Origin of the sequence: Clostridium drakei, assembly GCF_000633595.2 — a bacterium.
In the GTDB taxonomy this organism is placed as follows: domain Bacteria; phylum Bacillota; class Clostridia; order Clostridiales; family Clostridiaceae; genus Clostridium_AM; species Clostridium_AM drakei.
The window spans coordinates 1-22,486 of the sequence record NZ_JIBU02000022.1 but is presented as its reverse complement, the minus strand read 5'-3'; the positions used below and the strand labels follow the sequence as shown (position 1 = coordinate 22,486).

The 22,486-nt window shown below is 32.8% G+C and carries 16 protein-coding genes and 2 riboswitches; of the genes, 11 read left to right on the top strand and 5 right to left on the bottom strand.

What is annotated here, in order from left to right:
* The first annotated feature begins 42 nt into the window (after positions 1-42).
* Together EG57_RS0211555 and EG57_RS0211550 are read left to right on the top strand one after the other, a co-directional pair.
* Positions 43-510, top strand: coding sequence for a (2Fe-2S)-binding protein (locus EG57_RS0211555; RefSeq protein ID WP_032077371.1), 468 nt, complete (start codon positions 43-45; stop codon positions 508-510).
* Positions 504-1,322 (top strand): FAD binding domain-containing protein, encoded by an 819-nt coding sequence (locus tag EG57_RS0211550; RefSeq protein WP_032077370.1) that lies wholly within the window; start codon positions 504-506, stop codon positions 1,320-1,322. Before EG57_RS0211555 ends, EG57_RS0211550 begins: the two co-directional genes overlap by 7 nt.
* A 983-nt stretch (positions 1,323-2,305) precedes the next feature.
* Here the strand turns inward: EG57_RS0211550 and dpaL are convergent.
* Both dpaL and EG57_RS0211540 read right to left on the bottom strand, forming a co-directional pair.
* Entirely contained in the window at positions 2,306-3,484 is a 1,179-nt protein-coding gene (dpaL, locus tag EG57_RS0211545; protein WP_032077369.1) for a diaminopropionate ammonia-lyase, read from the bottom strand.
* A gap of 173 nt (positions 3,485-3,657) precedes the next feature.
* On the bottom strand, positions 3,658-4,992 hold the full coding sequence (locus EG57_RS0211540; protein WP_032077368.1) for a nucleobase:cation symporter-2 family protein: 1,335 nt from the start codon (positions 4,990-4,992) through the stop codon (positions 3,658-3,660).
* Positions 4,993-5,301: 309 nt separating this feature from the next.
* On the opposite strand from EG57_RS0211540, the gene ygeW reads away from it, so the two are divergent.
* Genes ygeW through hydA form a run of 6 tightly spaced genes read left to right on the top strand, consistent with a single transcriptional unit; the run spans position 5,302 to position 14,515 of the window.
* Positions 5,302-6,498 (top strand): knotted carbamoyltransferase YgeW, encoded by a 1,197-nt coding sequence (gene ygeW, locus EG57_RS0211535; RefSeq protein ID WP_032077367.1) that lies wholly within the window; start codon positions 5,302-5,304, stop codon positions 6,496-6,498.
* A 26-nt stretch (positions 6,499-6,524) separates the two neighbouring features.
* Complete coding sequence (gene ygfK / locus EG57_RS0211530; protein WP_032077366.1) at positions 6,525-9,542, top strand: putative selenate reductase subunit YgfK; 3,018 nt, start codon at positions 6,525-6,527, stop codon at positions 9,540-9,542.
* Positions 9,543-9,574: 32 nt separating this feature from the next.
* Entirely contained in the window at positions 9,575-10,903 is a 1,329-nt protein-coding gene (gene ssnA / locus EG57_RS0211525) for a putative aminohydrolase SsnA (protein ID WP_032077365.1), read from the top strand.
* A 26-nt stretch (positions 10,904-10,929) separates the two neighbouring features.
* On the top strand, positions 10,930-12,150 hold the full coding sequence (locus EG57_RS0211520) for a YgeY family selenium metabolism-linked hydrolase (protein ID WP_032077364.1): 1,221 nt from the start codon (positions 10,930-10,932) through the stop codon (positions 12,148-12,150).
* Positions 12,151-12,152: 2 nt separating this feature from the next.
* A complete protein-coding gene (gene arcC, locus EG57_RS0211515) occupies positions 12,153-13,103 on the top strand; it encodes a carbamate kinase (RefSeq protein WP_032077363.1) in 951 nt (316 codons plus the stop codon).
* A 29-nt stretch (positions 13,104-13,132) separates the two neighbouring features.
* On the top strand, positions 13,133-14,515 hold the full coding sequence (gene hydA, locus EG57_RS0211510) for a dihydropyrimidinase (RefSeq protein WP_032077362.1): 1,383 nt from the start codon (positions 13,133-13,135) through the stop codon (positions 14,513-14,515).
* Between the two features lie 425 nt (positions 14,516-14,940).
* Here hydA and EG57_RS0211505 read toward each other — a convergent pair whose 3' ends face one another.
* Positions 14,941-15,912, bottom strand: a complete 972-nt coding sequence (locus tag EG57_RS0211505) for a helix-turn-helix domain-containing protein (RefSeq protein ID WP_032077361.1) — start codon at positions 15,910-15,912, stop codon at positions 14,941-14,943.
* Between the two features lie 414 nt (positions 15,913-16,326).
* Between EG57_RS0211505 and EG57_RS0211500 the strand changes: the two genes are divergently transcribed.
* A complete protein-coding gene (locus EG57_RS0211500) occupies positions 16,327-17,514 on the top strand; it encodes an MFS transporter (RefSeq protein ID WP_032077360.1) in 1,188 nt (395 codons plus the stop codon).
* A gap of 69 nt (positions 17,515-17,583) precedes the next feature.
* On the opposite strand, the gene EG57_RS26540 is transcribed toward EG57_RS0211500, so the two are convergent.
* Both EG57_RS26540 and EG57_RS0211495 read right to left on the bottom strand, forming a co-directional pair.
* Complete coding sequence (locus EG57_RS26540) at positions 17,584-17,739, bottom strand: hypothetical protein (RefSeq protein WP_161782711.1); 156 nt, start codon at positions 17,737-17,739, stop codon at positions 17,584-17,586.
* A 69-nt stretch (positions 17,740-17,808) separates the two neighbouring features.
* Positions 17,809-19,092, bottom strand: a complete 1,284-nt coding sequence (locus EG57_RS0211495) for a homocysteine synthase (protein WP_032077359.1) — start codon at positions 19,090-19,092, stop codon at positions 17,809-17,811.
* Positions 19,093-19,201: 109 nt separating this feature from the next.
* Positions 19,202-19,309: riboswitch (SAM riboswitch) on the bottom strand.
* A 188-nt stretch (positions 19,310-19,497) separates the two neighbouring features.
* A riboswitch (SAM riboswitch) is annotated at positions 19,498-19,603 on the top strand.
* A 269-nt stretch (positions 19,604-19,872) separates the two neighbouring features.
* On the opposite strand from EG57_RS0211495, the gene metK reads away from it, so the two are divergent.
* Positions 19,873-21,069 (top strand): methionine adenosyltransferase, encoded by a 1,197-nt coding sequence (gene metK, locus EG57_RS0211490; RefSeq protein WP_032077358.1) that lies wholly within the window; start codon positions 19,873-19,875, stop codon positions 21,067-21,069.
* 87 nt (positions 21,070-21,156) lie between these two features.
* Complete coding sequence (gene nifB, locus EG57_RS0211485) at positions 21,157-22,434, top strand: nitrogenase cofactor biosynthesis protein NifB (protein WP_032077357.1); 1,278 nt, start codon at positions 21,157-21,159, stop codon at positions 22,432-22,434.
* The last annotated feature ends 52 nt before the right edge of the window (positions 22,435-22,486 follow it).

Genomic DNA, 22,486 nt, shown 5'->3' with positions numbered 1-22,486 from the left:
GGGGTTGGTACTTGTTGTACACTCTCTCACTAAAGATAAAAGATGATAAAATTTATGCTTAATGGGAAAGAAGTTAGGTCTTCTGCAAGGGGAAATGAGCGTTTACTTGATATACTTAGAAATGAATTTAATATTACTGGTGTAAAATGTGGCTGCAAGGAAGGAGAATGTGGCGCTTGTTCTGTTATACTTGATGGAAGACTAGTTAACTCCTGTTTGGTAGCAGTAGGAAGTATATATGGAAGTAATGTTATGACTATTGAAGGATATCGTGAAACCAAACGATTTGAAGTTCTTGATAAGGCATATGCCTCTGTTAGTGCAGTACAGTGTGGTTTTTGCATTCCTGGTATGGTGCTTGCATCTGAATGTATACTTTCAAAAAATCCAAATCCTACAGAAAAAGAAATTAGAGAAGGCATTTCTGGAAATCTTTGTAGGTGTACTGGATATAATGCAATTGTTAAAGCTATTGGTATTGCAGCAAAGGAGGGAAAAGGTTTATGGTAGATAGTTATAGGGCATTATCTTTAAAGAAAGCACTGCATGTTCTTGCAAAAGAAGATGTTATCCCTTATGCAGGAGGAACGGATTTAATGATTAAGGCAAATGAAGATGCCAGATATTTATTTTTAAATAAGATAACTGAGATGAAGAATATAGTAGAAGATGAAAAATACATTCGTATTGGTGCAGGTGTTACTTTTTCAGATGTTATTAAAAATAAATTAATTCCTACTATTTTAAAAGAAGCAGTATCACAGATTGCAGCACCTGCAATTCGGAACTTGGGTACCCTTGGAGGAAATATATGCAATGGCTCACCTAAAGCAGATAGTGCACTTATCTTTTTTGTTACAGATTCTAAATTACGTCTTATGAGCAGTAATGGGGAGAGAGTTATTTCCATTAATGAATTTTATCTTGGAAGAAAAAAGACTTCCCTCAAAAAGGATGAATTACTTGTTGAGATTCTTATGAGTAAAGAAGGCTTTAATAACTATTATTATAAGAAGGTAGGAGCAAGAAATGCCTTAGCAATTTCCAGAGTATCCTTTGCAGGTATTTTTAATATAAAAAACAATAAAATCTCCAATTGTAGTACAGCTTTTGGTGCAGTTAGCGATGTTATTATAAGGCGTCCGGATATTGATAAAATGCTCATTGGCAAGACTATTGAAGAGGCAAAAACTTTAAAAAAGGATTATCTTGCAGAATATGATAAGATCATTGTTCCTATAAAAGGCAGGATCTCAGCAGAATATAGGAAGACTGTATGTATGAACTTACTTAGAGATTTCCTTGAAAGCAATGGAATTTAAATATACAAAGTTTTAACTTAATATAAGCACATTACGAGGTAAGCGAAGTAACTTTCAACTGTATTCCGGCTGATATATGCTGTGAAGGAAAACTCACTTCATTAAGAAGTTCTAATGCTTGAGATATTGAAAAATTTCTACCTCCTCAAATGCGACGTCCTGTCGCTTTCGGAGCTTTTGCCGTCCTGGCAAAAATTACGAAATTTTTCAATATCTCAAGCAAAGAACTTCTAAAATTCGTTCGAATCTTCCTTCACAGCATATATCAGTCTCCATACAGTTAAAAGTTACTTCTTAGTGCATTACTTGTACACATAATTAATACATTATGATATGATTCTAAATAAAAAGCGTAGCTTTCATAATACTTATTACCCAAGTTATGTATATTTCAGCTGTTTTAATAATATCTTGAGGCGTAGCCTGCAAAAATAGTAAGTTGGTTGATTATTAACTACATTTCAAATGCTTGTATATTTTTCAACAATCTTAAATAATAAATCACTTTTAAGTTATTTCTATAAAACGAAAAACAACTGATTTTTAAACTAAATATATTAGCCCAACAGCAACTTCCAACCTAATTTTTAAGAGTTATAAACTATAATTATAAATATGATTGTGGCTTAGTAAAATTACCTATAACAATGTAATTAGGTGTGTACACTTGGAAGTTATTAGTTTGGATTTTAACTTTTATGCAGTGATATATGATAAGGGTGTCATCACATTAGCTAAATTGTTTTAGTATTATTCTTAGCTCAAAATTTTTGAAAGCCTTAGAACTTTAGTCCTGTCTGAGGGAACCGAGTTTGACAAAGTTCTTAGGCTTTCAAAAATTTTGAGCTTTAGAATAATTAAAACATTTAGCCGTGATGACACCCTTATCATATATCACGGAATGAAAGTTAAAATCCAAACTTCCACTGCACCTTTACGTCGCATAATTTTTAAATTGCAAGATTTGAGTTATCAATTCTTAACTAGAGACTTTGATAATCACCGTTCCAAACTATGTTCCTATATATTTGTGGATCAGTATCTCCTTCTGTGCTAATTAGTAAAACTTTGGAATTTCTATCAAGTTTTAATGTTTCACGTAAGTCTTTATATTTGGTGTCGGATAAAATTGATAAAAGTCCTGCTGTTACAGCTCCTGATTCACCAGATATTATTCTATTGTCGCCTTTAAGAGGATTTCCTAAGACGCGCATTCCTCTTGCTGTTACCCAATCAGGAGCTGATACGAATACATCTGCACAGCATTTCAAAATGTCCCAGCCAACAGGGTTAGGTTCACCACAGGCAAGGCCAGCCATTATTGTATTCATTTCTCCTGTGACAGCTTCAATTTTGCCTGCTTTACAGGATTTATAAAAACAATCAGCCTTTTCAGGTTCTACGATAACGATCTTTGGTGGATTTTTTTCAAATGTGGAAACAAATATACTTGCTATAACGGAAGCAAAGGCTCCTACACCTGCTTGTAAAAATACATGAGTTGGAATGGTTCCATGTAATTGTTCAATAGCTTCTTGAGCTAAAGTAGAATATCCTTTCATGATCCATGTAGGAACTTCAGTATATCCTTCCCAAGCTGTATCCTGAATAACTTCCCATCCATTCTTAGAAGCTTGCTCAGCTGTAAAACGTACTGTATCGTCATAATTCCAATCAGTTACACTGACATTTGCATCAAATTCAGCTATATTGTTTACTCTATTTTGGGTGCTTCCATTAGGCATATATACAATGCATTTATATCCAAGTTGCTTTGCCATCCAGGCAACTCCTCTTCCATGATTACCATCTGTAGTTGTAGCAAAAATAAGATTTCCAAGTTCACTTTTTACTTTTTTAGATTTTAATGCTGAAAATGGAAGCTCAGATATGTCTTTACCTAATTTTTGTGATAGGTGTTTACCAATAGCATAGGAAGCACCTAATACTTTAAATGCATTTAATCCAAAGCGAAGAGATTCATCTTTTACAAAGATATTAGATAGTCCTAAGAAATTTGCTAATTGATCTAACTTGACGAGAGGAGTTTGTTTATATTGTTCAAAACTTTCATGGAAGCTTTTAACTTCATATAAGTCACTTTTATTTAATAAAGGTTTATGTTCATTAATATCTTTTTTACTATTAACAATACATTTCAACAATAAGCCACCCCCGAAAAAATTATAGATTTTTAATATCAATTTTATTTTAAATACTACTAACCAGTTAATCCACTTTTATTATAATTCTCAATCATTTTTGTGTCAATATATTAACATAAATGGTTTTCAGTGGTAAAGGGATTTTTTGATGATAGTTATTTATATTTTTCTTAGTGGTATTTAGAAGAGGTTTCAATATTAGTGACACTTTTTTCACCATGATTTAAAAATGCATTGAGAATTATTGCAACTACAGAAGCAGAAACTATACCACTGCCGAAGATTGATTTAAAAAATTGAGGAGTATGATCAAGTATACCAGGGATGATGGTAACTCCAAGGCCTACACCAATGGAACATGCAACTACTAGCATATTTGAATTTTTATCAAAATCTACACTTGAAAGCATTTGTATGCCGGCTACGGCTACCATTGCAAACATTATAGTTGTAGCTCCACCTATAACTGGTTGAGGAATTATGGTAGCTAAGGCTGCAAATTTAGGAATTAATCCAAGGCATATGAGTATGATTCCAGAAACAATTACAACAAAACGGCTTTTTACTTTACTTAGAGCTAAAAGTCCTAAATTTTGATTAAAAGTTGTATAAGGAAAGGAATTGAATATACCACCTAAAATTGTTGCAATTCCTTCAGCTCTAAGGCCTCGTACAATATCATTTTCTGTAATCTTTTTTTCGCAAATTCTACCTATGCCAAGATATGTGCCTGTAGATTCAATCATTACTGTAAGCATGACAAAAGTCATCATAATTATAGAAGCAGCATTGAATTTAGGTATACCAAAATTTAATGGACTAACAAAACTTACCCATTTTGCATTTACAACTACTGAAAAATCTACTTTTCCCATGAATGCAGCAACTATTGTGCCTAAAATAATTCCATTTAAAACAGAGATTGCTTGAAAAAATCCTTTAAAGAATTTATTTGATAATATGACAACTATCATTACGAAAGTACCAAGTAAAAGATTAGAGATACTTCCAAAATCTTTAGCTCCTGAACCACCACCTAGACTACTAATACCAACATTGATTAGAGAGAGACCTATTATTGTTACTACAGTACCTGTTACTACTGTTGGAAAAAACTTTAACACTTTTCCGTATATTGGTGCAATCAATACCACGATAAGTGCTGCCACTATTATGGCACCATAGGCTGTTGCCATTCCATAACTTTTACCGATAATAATGATAGGGCCAACAGCAGCAAAGGTACATCCTAAAATTGCAGGTAATTTAATACCAACATAAGGTCCTATACCAATTGCTTGAATTAAAGTTGCTATACCACAAGTAAACAAATCTGCAGCTACTAAAATTTCCAGCTGTCTGGGTGTCAAACCTACGGAAGAGGCGATGAGTATAGGAACAGCTACAGCACCTGCATACATTGCAAGCACATGTTGAAGTCCTAAAGTAAAAAGTTTTGGAAGAGGAAGCATTTCATTTACCTTGTTTACGGATTGTTCTGACATTGTAAAACCTCCTATTAATAAGTTTACATCAAAGTAATGCAATTTAAGGTTGGATTTACTAGTTAGTATATTTTATTTTAATAATATTAATAATGTTTTATCAATATTACAATTAACAAAAATCTAATGGCATTATAAAATATTTTGAATTTAAGTAAAATTAATTTAATATTGACAAAAATATACTAATATTATAAAATTTAGTTATATTAACTAGTTAATCCAATTTTTGAATTACATCATATCTAAGACAAAATATATTTTCATTAAAATATTTTATTCAATCATTACAATTAGGAGGCATATCTTATGGAAAAATTGAAAGAACTTATCGAAAATTTAAGAAAACTAAATTACAAAAATATGTATAATAATGATTTCTTTTTAACTTGGGAAAAAACAGATGAGGAGCTTAAGGCAGTTTTTACAGTAGCTGATATTTTACGTGAAATGAGAGAAAATAATATATCACCACGTATATTTGATAGTGGACTAGCAATTTCATTGTTCCGTGATAATTCCACAAGAACAAGATTTAGTTTTGCAAGTGCATGCAATTTGCTTGGACTTAAAGTTCAGGACCTTGATGAGGGAAAATCGCAGATTGCCCATGGTGAAACTGTTCGTGAAACAGCAAATATGATTTCTTTTATGGCAGATGTTATAGGAATTAGAGATGATATGTTTATAGGGAGAGGAAACAAGTATATGCATAAAGTTTCTGAATCAGTTCAAGAAGGATATAAAGCAGGAATTCTTGGACAACGTCCTACTCTTGTAAATCTTCAAAGTGACATAGATCATCCAACTCAATGTATGGCTGATTTACTTCAATTAATTCATTATTTTGGCGGAGTAGAAAAACTTAGAGGCAAAAAAATGGCTATGACATGGGCTTACTCTCCATCTTATGGTAAACCACTATCTGTACCTCAAGGAATTATTGGTTTGATGACTAGAATGGGTATGGAAGTTGTACTTGCACATCCTGATGAATATGACATATTGCCAGAAATAGAAGATGTTGCGAGAAATAATGCTAAGAAAAGTGGTGGCAAATTTGTTAAAACTAACTTCATGAAAGAAGCTTTTGAAAATGCAGATATAGTGTATCCAAAGAGCTGGGCTCCATTTGCTGCTATGGAAAAACGTACTGAATTGTATGGAGAAGGCAAATTTGATGAAATAAAAGTACTTGAAAAGGAACTTTTAAATCAAAATGCCAATTACAAAGATTGGGAATGTACAGAAGAAATGATGAAGCTTACTAAAAATTCTAAAGCATTATACATGCATTGTTTACCTGCTGATATTACAGGAGTAAGTTGTAAACAGGGTGAAGTAGCTGCTTCTGTGTTTGATAGATATCGAGAAGAACTTTATAAACAGGCAGGATATAAGCCATATATTGTTGCTTCAATGATTTTCTTGAGTAAGGTAAAAGATCCCATAAAAACATTTACAGAAATTATTGAAGCGAAACCACTGAGGTTTTCAGCAAAGTAAAATATATTGTAAATGGGGGAATATAAATGAGTGATAGGATGCGGCCTATTTCTTTTGAAAAAATACTTCTTTGGATTACAAGAGAAGTAAAAGAAAAGGAATCTATTTTTGGAATTCATAAAAATAAATTTTATAAAAATGAAAGTGGGAAATCAATTGAAGTATTTGGTGAAAAGCTATCTTCACCCCTCGGACCTGCTGCTGGACCAAATACTCAATTAACTCAGAACATTGTTTCTGCCTATTTAACTGGAAGCCGATTTATTGAATTGAAAACAGTTCAGGTTATTGATGGTGAAGACTTACCAGTAGCTAAACCTTGCATACATGCACAGGATGAAGGCTATAATGTGGAATGGTCTACAGAATTAAAAGTATCCGATGCTTTTAATGAATATATAAAAGCTTGGTTTTTGCTTCATATTTTAATGAGAGAACTTAATTTAAGCAAGCAAAGAGATTTTATGTTTAACATGAGTGTAGGCTATGATTTAAATGGAATTAAATCACCTAAAATAGATAACTATATTGAAGGAATGAGGAATGCCTCAAATACAAAAGTATGGAATGAATGTAAAAAAGTAATTACTTCTAATATGAATTTATTTGATAATTTCAATGAAAAAGATTTAGAAAAAATCTCTCCAGTTATTTGTTCATCTATTACAGTATCTACATTACATGGATGCCCTCCAGAAGAAATAGAAAAGATATCTAATTATTTACTCAGAGAAAAGAAATTAAACACTTTTATAAAGATGAATCCAACTCTTTTAGGAGAAAAGTTTGTTAGAAATACACTCAACACAATGGGATATGTTTATATAACCTTAAATGAAGATCATTTTAAAAATGATTTGCAGTATGGGGATGCAGTAGCAATGCTACAGCGTTTGAAAGATGCAGCAAGGAAAATGAATTTGGAAATAGGAGTTAAGCTTACAAATACCTTGCCAGTTAAAATTCAAAACAGTGAATTACCTGGAGAGGAAATGTATATGTCAGGACGTTCTCTTTTTTCACTTACAATTTCATTAGCAAGTAAATTAGCCAAAGAATTTGAAGGCGATTTGCAGATATCTTATTCAGGTGGTGCAGATTTTTTTAATGTTGATAAAATTTTAGCTGTAGGAATTCAACCAGTTACATTTGCAACTACTATTTTAAAGCCAGGTGGATATGAAAGGATAACTCAAATGGCTCAAAAGCTAGAGAAAAAGCTTAAGGGTGCCTTCTCACAAATTGATACAGATATGTTATCAAAATTATTATTGGAAGCTTTAAATGACAAACATTATCTTAAAAATTCAAGAACTGTGGAGAGTAAAAAACTTTCTATAGAACTTCCTATTTATGATTGTGCAGCAGCACCTTGCAGCATAGGGTGTCCTATAAACCAACAAATTCCTGAATATATAGCTTTGGCTGGAAAAAAGAAATATTATGAAGCTTTTTCTATAATTGCTAAAGATAATGCTTCACCAGCAATTACAGCAGCTATATGCAACCACAACTGTCAGTTTAAATGTACCAGATTAGACTATGATTCATCCATATTAATTAGGGATATGAAGAAAGTTGTTGTTTTAAATGCTGAGAAAAAATACATTGAAAATATCAAACCAGCAGATATAAAAAGTAATAAAAAGGTAGTAGTTATAGGTGCAGGTCCTGCAGGACTTTCCACAGCTCTCTTTTTGAGAAGAAATGGTATGGATGTAACTGTAATGGAGCAAAAAGAAAAATCTTATGGTGCAGTAAGATATGCAATTCCTGATTTTAGAATTCCATATGAAATGATTGATCAGGATTTTGAGCTTATAAAAAAGCAGGGAGTAAAATTTAAATTTGGCATTAATGAAGACTTTAATATAGATGAATTAAAAGAGAAATACGACTATATTATCCTTGCAATAGGTGCCTGGAAACCGGGAAGAGTACCTTTAAAAGAAGGCAGTGAAAAAGCTGTCAATGCTATTGCATTTCTTGAAAGATATAAATCAGAAAAAGAAAACATCAATTTGGGAAATCAGGTTTGTGTTATTGGTGGTGGAAATGTAGCAATGGATGCAGCAAGAGCAGCTAAGAGGATAGCTGGAGTGGAAAATGTTTCTGTTGTATATAGAAGAACTAGAGAATATATGCCTGCAGATTCTGAAGAATTAGATTTAGCTGTTTCTGAGGGTGTTGTATTTAGAGAACTTCTTGCACCAATGGGTATTAGGGAAAATAAATTGATTTGCCAAGAGATGACTTTAGGAGAAAGAGATGCTTCAGGCAGGAGAAGTCCTGTTCCAAGCGGTAAAGAGGTTATTTTAGATGTGGATACTGTTATTGCTGCTGTAGGAGAAAAAGTAAATAGTGATTTATTGAAAAGAAATGCAATAGAATTAGATTCTAAAGGTTTCCCTAAATTAAATACAGCTTGTGAGAGCAGCATTTCCAATGTATATATTCCAGGAGATGCAAAAAAAGGACCAGCTACAATTGTAAAGGCAATAGCAGATGGAAAGGCAGTTGCAAAAGATATATTGTCAAAAGAAGGCTTGAATAATGATTTTGAGAAAAAAGTTATCCCTATAGATGAAAAAGAAATATATAGTAGGAAGGGTGTATTAAGAGATTCTGAAAGTTGTGAAGAAGAATCTGAAAGATGTCTTTCTTGTAGTAACATTTGTGAATTGTGCGTTGATGTTTGTCCTAATAGAGCCAATGCAGTTATTAATGTAGAAGGAGGATTTTCTTCTTCTCATCAGATTATACATTTAGATGGTATGTGTAACGAATGTGGTAATTGTGGGATTTTCTGCCCATATAAAGGGAATCCATATAAAGATAAGGTGACAGTTTTCTGGAATGAAAATGACTTTGAAAATAGCAAGAACAAGGGCTTTTATATTATTGATATTAAAAAAAGTATTTGTAAAGTTAGAAGAGAAGATGACAAAGTTGTTATGTACACCATTGGTGAGAAAGACATTGTATCAAAAGAGATGGAATATATAATTAGAAGCTGTATAGATAAATATAGTTACATGCTGTAATTTAACATTTAAAACAAATGGAGGGAAAATATATGTTATTAATAGGAAATGGCAGGCTTATTACTAGAGATGACGCTAGACCAATTATTGATGATGGATGTATTGCTATAAAGGAAAATAAAATTGTTGAAATTGGTTCAACTGAAGCATTAAAGAAAAAATATAAAGATGCAAGATTTATTGATGCAAAGAATAAGCTTATTATGCCAGGATTTATCAATACTCATATGCACTATTACAGCACTTTTGCCAGAGGAATGGCAAATGACAGTCCTCCAGCAAAAAATCTTATGGATATACTTACAGGACTATGGTGGAGACTTGACAAGGTATTAACTCCAGAGGACATATATTATAGTGCTATTGTACCAATGATTGATGAAGTTAAAAATGGTGTTACAACTGCTTTTGATCATCATGCAAGTGCTTATTCAGTTAAAGGAAGTTTATTTAAAATAGCTGAAGCTGCAGAAAAGATAGGTATCCGCAGCAGTTTATGTTATGAAACTTCAGATAGAGATGGAGAAAAAATTGCTGATGAAGGTATTGCTGAAAATGTAGAATTTATCAAGTATTGTAATGATAAAAAAGACGACATGATTAAAGGTATGTTTGGACTTCATGCTTCTATGACAATTTCGGATAAAACCTTGAAAAAATGCATGGATGCTATTGAAAATTTAAATACTGGTTTTCACGTTCATACAGGGGAAGGTATACAGGATTTGCAGATTACTAAAGAAAAGTATGGCAAAGGTATTGTGCAGAGATGGTATGATGCAGGAGCACTTTCAGATAAGACAATTTTAGTCCACTGTATTCATATTTCAGATGAGGAAATGGACCTGATTAAAGAAAAAAATACAATAGTGGTTCACAATCCTGAATCCAATATGGGCAATGCTGTAGGTGTATCTCCTGTACTAAAAATGTACAAGAAGGGAATTTTATTGGGTCTTGGTACAGATGGTTATACTACAGATATGATGGAATCTTACAAAGTAGCAAATATTATTCACAAACATGCTTTTGAAGATTCTACTGTAGCTTGGACTGAAATTCCACAAATGTTTTTCTATAGTAATAGAAACATTGTCGAAAGATTTATTGATGGAAAAATTGGAATTTTAAAAGAAGGAGCACTGGCAGATATAATTATTGCAGATTATAATTCGCCTACACCAATAAACGAAAGCAATATTAATTCGCATTTATTATTTGGTATTAATGGACGTTGTGTAGATACAACCATTATAAATGGTAAAGTTATTATGGAAGATAGGAAACTTGTAGGTATTGATGAAGAAAGAATTATGGCAAGAAGCAGGGAATTGGCACAAGATCTGTGGAAGCGTTTTTAAATATAGTCAAAATGGGGGGATTTTAAATGACATTAGATTTAAATAAACAAAAAGTATTGGAGCTGGCAGAAAAATATAAACCTGAAATATCAAAGTTTTTAAGGGATATGGCTGCAATTCCAAGTGAAAGCTGCGGCGAGGAAAAAGTTATACTTAGAATAAAAGAGGAAATGGAAAAAGTAGGTTTTGACAAGGTAGAAATAGATCTAATGGGTAATGTACTTGGATATATAGGACATGGGAAACACCTTATTGCCATGGATGCTCATATAGACACAGTAGGTATAGGGGATAGAAATCTGTGGAAATATGATCCTTATGAAGGCTATGAGGATGATGAAGTGATTTTAGGAAGGGGTGTGTCAGATCAGGAAGGTGGAATGGCTTCCATGGTCTATGCAGGCAAGATAATTAAAGAGCTTGGTCTTGAGGAAGATTATACATTAGTAGTAACAGGTACTATTCAAGAAGAGGATTGTGATGGACTTTGCTGGCAGTATATAATCAATGAAGACAAGGTAAGGCCAGAATTTGTAGTTATCACAGAACCAACTTCATTGAATATATATAGAGGACATAGAGGAAGAATGGAAATAAAAGTTACAACTCATGGTGTTAGCTGTCATGGATCTGCACCAGAAAGAGGTGATAATGCAATTTTTAAAATGGCACCTATATTAAAGGAATTAAAGGAATTAAATGAAAGGTTGATTGATGATAAGTTTTTAGGAAAAGGCACATTGACTGTATCTGAAATCTTTTTTTCATCACCTTCAAGATGTGCTGTAGCAGATGGATGCAGTATTTCCATTGACAGAAGGCTTACTGATGGTGAAAGCTGGGAATATGCAATTGAACAAATTAAAAATTTATCATCTGTTAAAGCTGTAGGAGCTGAGGTTGAAATGTACACTTATGAAAGACCTTCCTATACAGGATTAAAATATCCTACAGAATGTTTCTTTCCAACCTGGGTACTACCTGAAGATCATAAAGTGTGCCAAAATGTTATAAGCTGTTATAAAGATTTATTTAAGAGTGAACCAAAGGTAGATAAATGGACATTTTCTACAAATGCAGTTTCTATTATGGGAAGATATAAAATACCATGTATAGGCTTTGGGCCAGGCCACGAAGACCAAGCGCATGCACCCAATGAAAAGACCTGGAAAAATGAATTAGTCAAATGTGCAGCAATGTATGCACTTATTCCATTATCTTATGTAACTAATTATGTGGGGGAATAATAATGGGATTTTGTAAACTTGTTATAGCATTAGGTGGAAATGCACTACAAGAACCTAATACTGCAGCTACAGCTGGGGCACAACTAAAAGTTATAAAAAAAACTTGTGAATATATTGCAGATATAAGCTGTAAGGGGTATGAACTTTTAATAGTTCATGGAAATGGTCCTCAAGTGGGAAGAATTTTACTTGCTTCTGAGGTTGCTAATAGTGTCACACCAGTTATGCCTCTTGATGTATGTAGTGCTATGAGTCAGGGATATATAGGATATCATATTCAGCAGTCACTGAGAAAGGCACTGGATAAGAGAAAAAAGAAAGTGCCTGTAGTAACTCTTATAACCCAGGCAGTAGTTGACAAAAATGACCTTGCATTTAAAAATCCAACTAAACCCATAGGCACTTTTTATAGTGAAGAAGAGGCGGAAAAGATAAAAAAGGAAAAAGGTTATGTAATGAAAGAGGATTCTGGAAGAGGATGGAGGAGAGTAGTAGCATCACCTTCTCCAAAGAAAATAGTTGAACTCCCAGTAATTAAAGTATTGTGGGATTCTACTATTTGCATAGCAGCTGGAGGGGGCAGTATTCCTGTTGTTAAAAAAGAAGATGGATCATTAGAAGGTGTTGCAGCAGTTATAGATAAAGATCTTGCAGCTGAAAGACTTGCAGAAGATGTTAATGCAGATATTTTTATGATATTAACAGAAGTTGAAAAAGTATCACTTAACTTTAAAAAAGCCAATCAAATTGATCTTGACCATATTACAGTAGCAGAAGCAGAAAAGTATATTGAAGAAGGTCATTTTGCTCCAGGGTCAATGCTTCCAAAAATGAAAGCAGCACTTATGTTTGCAAAGGCAAACTCTTCTCATAAATCCATAATTACATCACTTTATAAAGGCGAAGATGCCTTAGAAGGTAAAACGGGGACAGTTATTACTTTAAATGGATAACGAAGTATATTTTAGGGGAGGTTTTGCTCATGGGAATAGTACTCGAAGGTGGGAAAATTGTAACTGCAGTAGATTCTTATTGTTCAGATGTAAGAATAGAAGGCGAAAAAGTTGTTTCAATAGGAAAAAGTTTAAAAAGACCTGGAGATGAAGTCATATCTGTAGAGGGATGTTATGTTTTACCTGGTGGTATAGATACTCATACCCACTTTGATCTTGAAAGTGGTTCTATAGTAACTGCAGACAATTTTGGAACGGGGACAAAGGCAGCCTTAGTGGGAGGTACTACTACAATATTGGATTATGCAACACAAAATAAGGGAGAAACATTAAAAGAGGCTTTAAAAAAGCAGCATAAAAAGTCAGATGGACTCTGTTATTGTGATTATGGATTTCATATGGGTATTACGGATTGGAATGATGAAACATGTTATGAAATGAAAGATATGATTGAAGAAGGAGTAACTTCGTTTAAATTATACATGGCCTATAAGAATACACTTCAGGTAGATGACGGTGTAATATTTAAAGCCTTAAAAAGAAGTAAAGAGCTAAAAGGAATTATAACTTTCCATTGTGAAAATGGTGATATTATAGAGGAACTTATTAATGAAGCTAAATCAAAGGGAAATAAATCTCCTTATTATCATCCACTGACAAGACCGGCACAGGTTGAAAAAGAGGCAATTGTAAGGTTACTCAATATTGCAGAAATTGTAGATGTACCAGTGTATATTGTGCATTTAAGCACAAGAGAAGGATTATTAAGTATTTTAGATGCTAAAAAGAGAGGAATAAAGGTTTATGCAGAAACATGTCCTCAATATTTACTCTTAGATGATTCTTTCTATGGAGATAAGGATAGTAATAGTTTTGAAGGAGCAAAATATGTAATGTCACCTCCACTTAGAAAAGCATATGATAATGATGCATTGTGGAAAGGAGTAAGTTCTGGAGAGATAATGACTATAGGAACAGATCATTGTTCATTCAACTATAAAGAACAAAAAGAGGTTGGCAGGGATGATTTTAGCAAGATTCCAAATGGAGCTCCAGGGGTAGAGCATAGAATTGGATTAATGTACACTTATGGAGTATTAAAAAATAGGATAAGTATGAATGAAATGGTTGCACTTACTTCAACTAATGCAGCTAAATTATTTGGACTTTTTCCACAAAAAGGGACTATTGCAGTTGGAAGTGATGCTGATATTGTAGTATGGAGCCCTGATTTTTCTACATCTATAAGTGCCAAAAATCAAATGCAAAATGTAGATTATACACCTTATGAAGGCTTTGAGCAGCATGGTAGAGTGATACATGCCTTTTTAAGAGGAAATAAGGTCATATACAGTGGAAAGCTTATTGAAGATAAGCCTATTGGAAAATATTTACATAGGAAGACGCGGTGAACTAAAGGGGCTCAAAGGCCTCTTTTTTTATTTATTCATCAAATAAATTTCTTCTTATTAAGTATTTCCTAAGTAATGTGATAGCATTTCTAGCTTCACAATGTAATTTCATATGATAGTTAATAATGCTTTTATCAAAGATATCGATTAAGTTTAGTGTATAGAAGAACTTGTGCTGGCCTTGAATATAGCCATAGTTAATAGCATCACCTCCAATGGATTTTATAATAAACTCTTTAATTTGCTCATCGCATATTTTTTTATATCCTGTTTCATGTACGACCACCTCCTCGATTATAGTTAGATTAGACTAACCATAGCTTAAAAAAGGAACGATTCACAGCACTCTCAAGCTATCCGCTCTCACAGATAAGAGTTTATATAATTATTATTTATTATGATACTCTGAAAAGGCCAATTCACCTCTATTTGGACAAATTCTTTCTATATTTGGATGGCAGTTTTCTAAATTCTTTTTTAAAGGCCTCTGAAAATTTACTGGGGTTATCATAGCCCATTTTCATGGCAATCTCTGTAACGCTTTTTGTTGTATCCCTTAATAAAATTATGCTCGCTTGCATACGGTAGGATTTCATATAAGAATAAATAGAGCAACCGTAAACACCTTTAAAACACACTTTCATAGAGGTAAGAGGAATGTGAAATTTTTTTGATAGCTCTTGCAAGGTGTAATGCTTTTGTAAGTCAGCGATCATGTATGACTGCATTTGTTTTACCACTTGAACCTGATTCTTTGAAAAGTATCGACGTTCTTCCTGATATTCAGCAACTTGGACATCATTCAGAAACATGAGCAATTCTAATACTTTAACTTTTAAATAGTGCGCTATCATTTTTGGAGTAACCCTATACAGCTCGGAAAAAATATGTTCAATATTGTTATGGCTTCGCAGAATAAAACAAGTATCTTTTCTGCAAAGTCGCTCCGCTATCTGACATAAATCAATATGCAGTTCGCCCAATACATTTTCAATTTGCTTCATTGTGGTTACTGCTTCATTCAAATCAATCGTAATGGAAATTCCATGATAGTGTGATAATGGGAAAGCGGTCGATGTAGTTTCATTTGTTAGGCGATTAATTGCAAGGTCACCTGCTCCAACATATTGGCAATCACCATTACTAAAAACGCACTCAAATCGACCTTCTCTACAATGATTGATTTCAAGTACATCAGGGTGGGACAGTTTATTTTGATTTTGTCCATCTCTCATATGAAAATCATTATAAAATAGTTCAATGCCAGGCAATATTTCGTATCGTGTAATAATGCCTTCACCAGTTTCATTTTGAATCTTGTATACAGAACAGCCGTCTTCACTCGCTGGCTTTTGTGCCTCTGGATCAAAAAAATCTGCTATTTGTTTATCATTCATATTTCACCTTATCCTTTATTAAAGTTATTTTAACGCATAATTTTATTCCAAATTGCTAAAAAATAAGATTCTATGTGTTTAAGTCAGCAATATTTTTTCGGTAGGTTAGCTATATCTAACTAAAGAATTATAGCACACATATTATATTATTTCTACCTTAATAATCAAACCTAAAGTTATAACAAAAATAACTATTTCCACTTGATGTAATAGAAATTTATCGTCCAAACAGATGGAATTTTAACTTTTCAGAGTGGTACGAAGGATAAGGAGCTGGTAATCTATTAAATGATTGATGCAATTCTCAATGAAAACTTTATATAAACACACATGAAGAGATTAATAAAACCCTAAATGTCTTGGTGATTTTCCAAATCTCAAAATATGAATTACATAAAGAAGGAGTGAATTTTTATGAATAACAAAAACACAGAACAAAATGTTGATTTTTGGCTATTTTCCTTAACTGGACTGTTGCTGGTACTAACAACCAGCGGATTTGCCCGTATGGCCTACGGTGCTGTTTTACCTTACATGCAAGCGTCAATGAACCTTTCTATTTCACAAACAGGCTTGGTTGGTACTGTAATGTTTTTGGGGTATTTGCTGACAGTAGGTTTATCAGGTGTGCTTGCCTTACGTTGGGGTGCAAAGGCGGTATTGTTAAACGGAGGCTTTTTGGTTCTTGTAGCAATGATAGGAAATTCGGTTTCTTCCTATTTCTGGATGATCTGCTTGTTCATGTTTCTTTCTGGTGCAGGTAGTTCTCTTGTTTTTACTCCGCTTATGTCCATTGTAATCGGAAGATTTCCACAGAAAAGAGGTATGGCGCTTGGAATTCTGCTAAGTGGAGCAGGAATAGGAATGCTTTTAAGTGGATTTATGATTCCTTTGTTAATTAAACACTTTCCTAGCTTGGGGTGGAGAGCTGTGTGGATGTTTTTTTCAGTCGTATCTTTAATTGTTTTGATAATTGCATCAGTTGTTCTGAAAAATCCGGATGTTATGCAGAAATCAAAAATTGAGAAAAAACCTCAATGGTTAGAAAATAAGGAGCTTATAAAAATAGCCGTTTTATACTTTTTCCTTGGATTAGCTTATTTAATACCAAACCTGTATCAAACAAGTTTTATGCTAAATAAAGGCTTTTCTAATGAAGTGGCAGGACTTGTTTATGCAATAGCAGGAATATTTAGTATTGTTGGAGGACCATTGTGGGGAATTATTTCAGATAAAATTGGAGCACAGAAGACTCTTTTGCTTGCCTGGTGTTTTGCTGTAGTTGGTGATCTCTTACCTATTGTGCTTACAAATATAACAGGCTTTATTATATCTTCAATTATTTGGGGATCATCCATTGGAGGAATTGTAACACTGATTCAAGTAAAAGGATCTGAACAAGTACCACCCAAATATGTTTCGGCAGCAATTGGTTTTATTTCTATATTCTACGCAATAGGGCAAGCTTTAGGGCCAGGAGTATCTGGCTGGATCATTGATCATATTGGAAACTTTGCTGGTGCATATGGATTTGGAGCCATTGTGTATTTTCTTGGAATTTTGTTGACGTTGAAGTTAAAAAATAAAGAAGCAAGTAGGTAAGCAAGGTAATAAAAAATCCAAAATAAATAATATTTTTTTCAGATAGCAACATGTCATACCACGTTCTGGTTATGTAGAAGAACATGGTATGATATTGTCTTTTAATACATCAGAAGCTACTTTTAAAAGAAATGTACTGTCTACTCCGCCTGAAAAAGCAATGATAAGTTTATTCATGCTTTCAATATTAGACTTTAGATTTTGTAGTTTAGTTTGTATATCCATAATTGCCTCCCTAAAAAAATACATCACCTCTACAGAAAAACTGCAAAGGAGATGTATACTAGTTTTTATTTAAGCTTGTTCAAGAGCCTGATTTAGATCATATATAAGATCATCTACACCTTCAACTCCAATTGAAAGTCTTATAAGATCAGGTGTAACTCCAGCAGCTTTTTGTTCTTCTTCTGTAAGTTCAGCATGAGTTGTACTTGCAGGATGAATCACAAGTGATTTTGCATCTGCTACATTTGCAAGCAATGAGAATAATTTTACGCTGTTTATAAATTTCTTACCTGCGTCAAGTCCTCCTTTTATTCCAAATGTAAATATTGAACCTGCCCCTTTTGGCAAATATTTTTTAGCTAAATCTTTATATGGACTTCCCTCTAATTCAGGATAGTTAATCCATGCAACTTTTGGATGTTTGCTTAGAAATTCAACAATTTTTCTTGTATTAGATACATGTCTTTCAACTCTAAGTGAGAGAGATTCCAATCCTTGAAGGAAATAAAATGCACTTTGAGGACTTAAAGTTGCACCAGTGTTTCTCAAAAGTTGTACTCTAGCCTTTAAAGCAAATGCAGGAGCACCTAGATCAGCATATACTAATCCATTATAACTTTTATCAGGTGTTGTAAAGTCAGGGAACTTTCCACTTGTTTTCCAATCAAAGTTTCCTCCATCAACTATAATTCCACCAATTGTAGTTCCGTGTCCACCTATAAATTTAGTTGCAGAATGAACTACTACATCTGCACCGTATTCTATTGGTCTCACAAGATATGGAGTACCAAAAGTATTGTCTATGATCAATGGTATTTTATTTTCATGGGCAATATTTGCAACAGCTTCTATATCAAGAACATTTATTCTTGGATTACCTATAGTTTCAGCGTAAACTGCTTTGGTTTTATCTGTAATTGCTTTTCTGAAGTTTTCAGGATCATCTGGATTTACAAATACAACTTTTATTCCAAGTTTCTTTAAAGTTACTCCAAATAATTCATAAGTTCCACCGTATAATGTGCTTGCAGCAACTACTTCATCACCAGCACTTGCAACATTAAGTATTGAATATAAAATTGCTGCTAATCCTGAAGCTGTTGCAAGACCAGCAACTCCACCTTCTAGTTCAGCAACTCTCTTTTCAAATACATCTGTTGTAGGATTCATAATTCTTGAATATACATTTCCAGGCTCTTTTAATTGAAATAGATTTGCAGCATGGTCTGCATTTTTAAATACATAAGAACTTGTTTGATAAATTGGCACAGCTCTTGATCCTGTTGTTGGATCTGGCTCCTGACCTGCATGTACTTGTAATGTTTCAAAGGATAATTTTCTTTCTTCACTCATTTTTTGTTCCTCCTAAATAATAAATATATTTAAAAACGAAACTTCCATAACCTGGCAAAATAAAAAAATCTTCTTGTAAGATAAGTTACAAGAAGAGTTCTCTTCATGCTTCTCATCTTTCAGGTTTTACCTGCTGGAATTAACACCATGCATTCAAATGAAAAATGCTGGTTGTCGGGCTTCATAGGGCCAGTCCCTCCGCCACTCTGGATAAGAAGTTCCGTATTTTATTTTAAACAATAATTCTCAAATTTATAAGTAACTAGCATTGTTTGCTTTCGTTGTTACAAAGTATACAGCCTTTAAATTTGCTTGTCAATAGTTAATTTTAAAAAAATTAGATAAAAAATTTTTGTTGACAAAGAAATTTAAAAACTGTATTATGTGTATAAATCAAATAAAAAATTCTTATCAAGAGAGATGGAGGGACTGGCCCGATGAAATCCAACAACCTGAATAATTATTTTATTTAAGGTGTTAATTCCAGCAGGATTAACCTGGAAGATGAGAAACAAGAGAATTTAACTTTCTGTGTTTCTTACAGAAAGTTTTTTATTTTAAGCAATCAAATTAAGTTTAAATTTTTAACTTAACAATTGTGTATACTCTTTTGAACACTCATCTGATTTAAAAATATTATATTGATTTCTATTGATTGACTGGATAAACCAGAGGTCAAGTTTTACTTATCTACATAGATAGGTGAGGCTTGGCCTTTTCTAATTTCAATTGTTAATGGATTGAAATATAATTAATCAAATTCATTGGAGGGTGATAAAAATGGCAAGATTATTTACATCAGAATCAGTTACAGAAGGACATCCAGATAAAATTTGCGATCAAATATCGGATGCAATATTAGATACTATTATTGAAAAGGACAAATATGGTCGTGTAGCTTGCGAGACAGTTGTAAATACTGGTTTAGTGGTCTTAGTAGGTGAAATATCAACTACATCATATGTAGATATACCAAAAGTAGTTAGAAAAACTATTAGTGAAATAGGATATAAGGATTCAAAATTTGGATTCGATGCAAAAAGTTGTGCTGTACTAACGTCTATAGATGAACAATCTCATGATATTGCTATCGGAGTTAATGAATCTTTAGAATTAAGAAAAGGAGAAGAAGATAATATTGAGTCTATCGGTGCAGGAGATCAAGGAATGGTATTTGGATTTGCAACAAATGAAACACCAGAATATTTGCCACTTCCTATAGCACTTGCGCATAAGTTATCAAGAAAGCTTTCACAAGTAAGAAAAAATGGTGTAATTCCATATTTAGGACCAGATGGTAAAACTCAAGTTACAGTTGAATATGATGGTGAAAAAATTGTAAGAGTTGATACTGTTTTAATATCTTCTCAACATGAAGAAAATATAGATCACAATAAGATTGAGGAAGATATAATAAATTTTGTTGTTAAAGATGTAATACCAGAAAAGTTTATTGATTCAAATACAAAATATCTTGTAAATCCTACAGGCAGGTTCGTAAAAGGAGGGCCTGAAGCTGATTCAGGACTTACAGGAAGAAAGATAATAGTTGATACTTATGGAGGATATGGAAGACATGGGGGTGGTGCATTTTCAGGAAAGGATCCAACAAAAGTTGATAGATCAGGAGCTTATGCTGCAAGATGGGTAGCAAAGAACTTAATAGCAGCAGGAGTTGCAGATAAAATAGAAGTGCAGATTGCCTATGCAATAGGAGTTGCAAGGCCTGTATCAATTAGCGTAGATACTTTTGGAACAGAAAAAGTTAGTAAAGATAACATATTAGAAATTATAAATAAACTTTTTGATTTAAGACCTGCAGCAATTATAAGAGATTTGGATTTAAGAAGACCTATATATAGAAAGACAGCTGCATATGGACATTTTGGGAGAACTGATATAGATCTTCCATGGGAAAAACTTAATAAGGTTGATGAAATGAAGAAGGAATTAGATAATATTTTGGTTTATTCATAATAATTTAGTTGATCAGAAAACTGAAGGCTAAAGTAACTTTGAAGTTATTTTAGCCTTTAATTGTATTTAGAAAAGGGGAAAATAAGTATGAGTGTAAATGTGTCTGCAAGAACTATAGAAGAAAAAACATTTATGCATCCATGTTATAACTGCATTGCTCATAAATATGCAAGAATGCATATACCAGTAGCTCCTAAGTGTAATGTTAGTTGTAATTTTTGTAATAGAAAATATGATTGTGTAAATGAAACCAGACCTGGAGTAACAAGTGAAGTTTTAACACCTGAAGAGGCCAAAGATAAATTTAAAATAGTAAAGGATAAGGTTAGAAATTTAACTGTGGTTGGTATAGCAGGACCTGGTGATCCACTTGCAAATTTTGATGAAACAAAAAAATCTATAGAATTAATAAAAAATGAATCAAAAGATATTACATTTTGTCTTTCAACTAATGGTTTAATGCTTCCTTTTTACGTAGATAAATTGATAGAATTAGGGGTTACACATTTAACTATAACCATAAATGCAGTTGATCCTAAAATAGGTGGGGAAATATATAAATTTGTAAACTACTTGGGAGATGTGCTTGTTGGAGAAGAAGCAGGGAGAGTGTTATTGAGCAATCAATTATCAGGACTTAAATATGCTGCACAAAAGGGAATAGTATGTAAAGTTAATATAGTTATGATAAAAGGAATCAATGATGTTCATGTTCCTGAAATAGTAAGGAAAGTTAAAGAATGTGGAGCATATATGGCAAATATTATGCCCCTGATACCTGTTAAGGGAAGTGAATTTGAAAATAACCCTACAGTAACCGAAGTTGAATTGAATGACATGAGGAAAAGCTGCGATTCAATATTGAAACAGATGTATCATTGCAAGCAGTGTAGGGCAGATGCTATTGGAACTTTAGAGAATGATATATCAAGTCAATTTAGAGAAAATAATATTGCAAAGGAATCAAATGATAATGAAAATAAATTAGAAGATAAAAATGTCATTGAATTGAAACATCATAAGTACAGATTTGCCATTGCAAGTAAATCAGGTGTAAGTATTGATGAACATTTTGGCCATGCGTCAGAATTTTATATATACGACATGATAAATGATGAAATTAAATTTCGAGAGAAGAGAAAAGTAAATAAGTACTGTAATGGAGTATATGATTGTGGAGAACATGAGGACAAAATAGAAAATATAATAAAAAATGTAATTGATTGTAATGCAGTGCTTGTGGTCAGAGCAGGATTTGAGCCTATGGATAGGCTCTATGAAAAAGGGATAAGAGTGTTTGAAATGTACCAGGAAATTAATAAAGGTATAAGAAAAGCTGTTGAATTACTTAAAAAAAATCACTAGTGTTTAATTAATGGATTGAAAATCCTATTGACAAAATTTCTATGTAATAAGT

Bases quoted from the DNA above. Each gene is read 5' to 3' on its own strand.
- ygeW (WP_032077367.1), top strand. From the start codon at position 5,302: ATGGAAAAATTGAAAGAACTTATCGAAAATTTAAGAAAACTAAATTAC.
- EG57_RS0211555 (WP_032077371.1), top strand. From the start codon at position 43: ATGATAAAATTTATGCTTAATGGGAAAGAAGTTAGGTCTTCTGCAAGG.
- EG57_RS0211500 (WP_032077360.1), top strand. From the start codon at position 16,327: ATGAATAACAAAAACACAGAACAAAATGTTGATTTTTGGCTATTTTCC.
- ssnA (WP_032077365.1), top strand. From the start codon at position 9,575: ATGTTATTAATAGGAAATGGCAGGCTTATTACTAGAGATGACGCTAGA.
- EG57_RS0211505 (WP_032077361.1), bottom strand. From the start codon at position 15,912: ATGAATGATAAACAAATAGCAGATTTTTTTGATCCAGAGGCACAAAAG.
- EG57_RS0211520 (WP_032077364.1), top strand. From the start codon at position 10,930: ATGACATTAGATTTAAATAAACAAAAAGTATTGGAGCTGGCAGAAAAA.
- nifB (WP_032077357.1), top strand. From the start codon at position 21,157: ATGAGTGTAAATGTGTCTGCAAGAACTATAGAAGAAAAAACATTTATG.
- EG57_RS0211550 (WP_032077370.1), top strand. From the start codon at position 504: ATGGTAGATAGTTATAGGGCATTATCTTTAAAGAAAGCACTGCATGTT.
- EG57_RS26540 (WP_161782711.1), bottom strand. From the start codon at position 17,739: ATGGATATACAAACTAAACTACAAAATCTAAAGTCTAATATTGAAAGC.
- EG57_RS0211540 (WP_032077368.1), bottom strand. From the start codon at position 4,992: ATGTCAGAACAATCCGTAAACAAGGTAAATGAAATGCTTCCTCTTCCA.
- arcC (WP_032077363.1), top strand. From the start codon at position 12,153: ATGGGATTTTGTAAACTTGTTATAGCATTAGGTGGAAATGCACTACAA.
- hydA (WP_032077362.1), top strand. From the start codon at position 13,133: ATGGGAATAGTACTCGAAGGTGGGAAAATTGTAACTGCAGTAGATTCT.
- ygfK (WP_032077366.1), top strand. From the start codon at position 6,525: ATGAGTGATAGGATGCGGCCTATTTCTTTTGAAAAAATACTTCTTTGG.
- metK (WP_032077358.1), top strand. From the start codon at position 19,873: ATGGCAAGATTATTTACATCAGAATCAGTTACAGAAGGACATCCAGAT.
- EG57_RS0211495 (WP_032077359.1), bottom strand. From the start codon at position 19,092: ATGAGTGAAGAAAGAAAATTATCCTTTGAAACATTACAAGTACATGCA.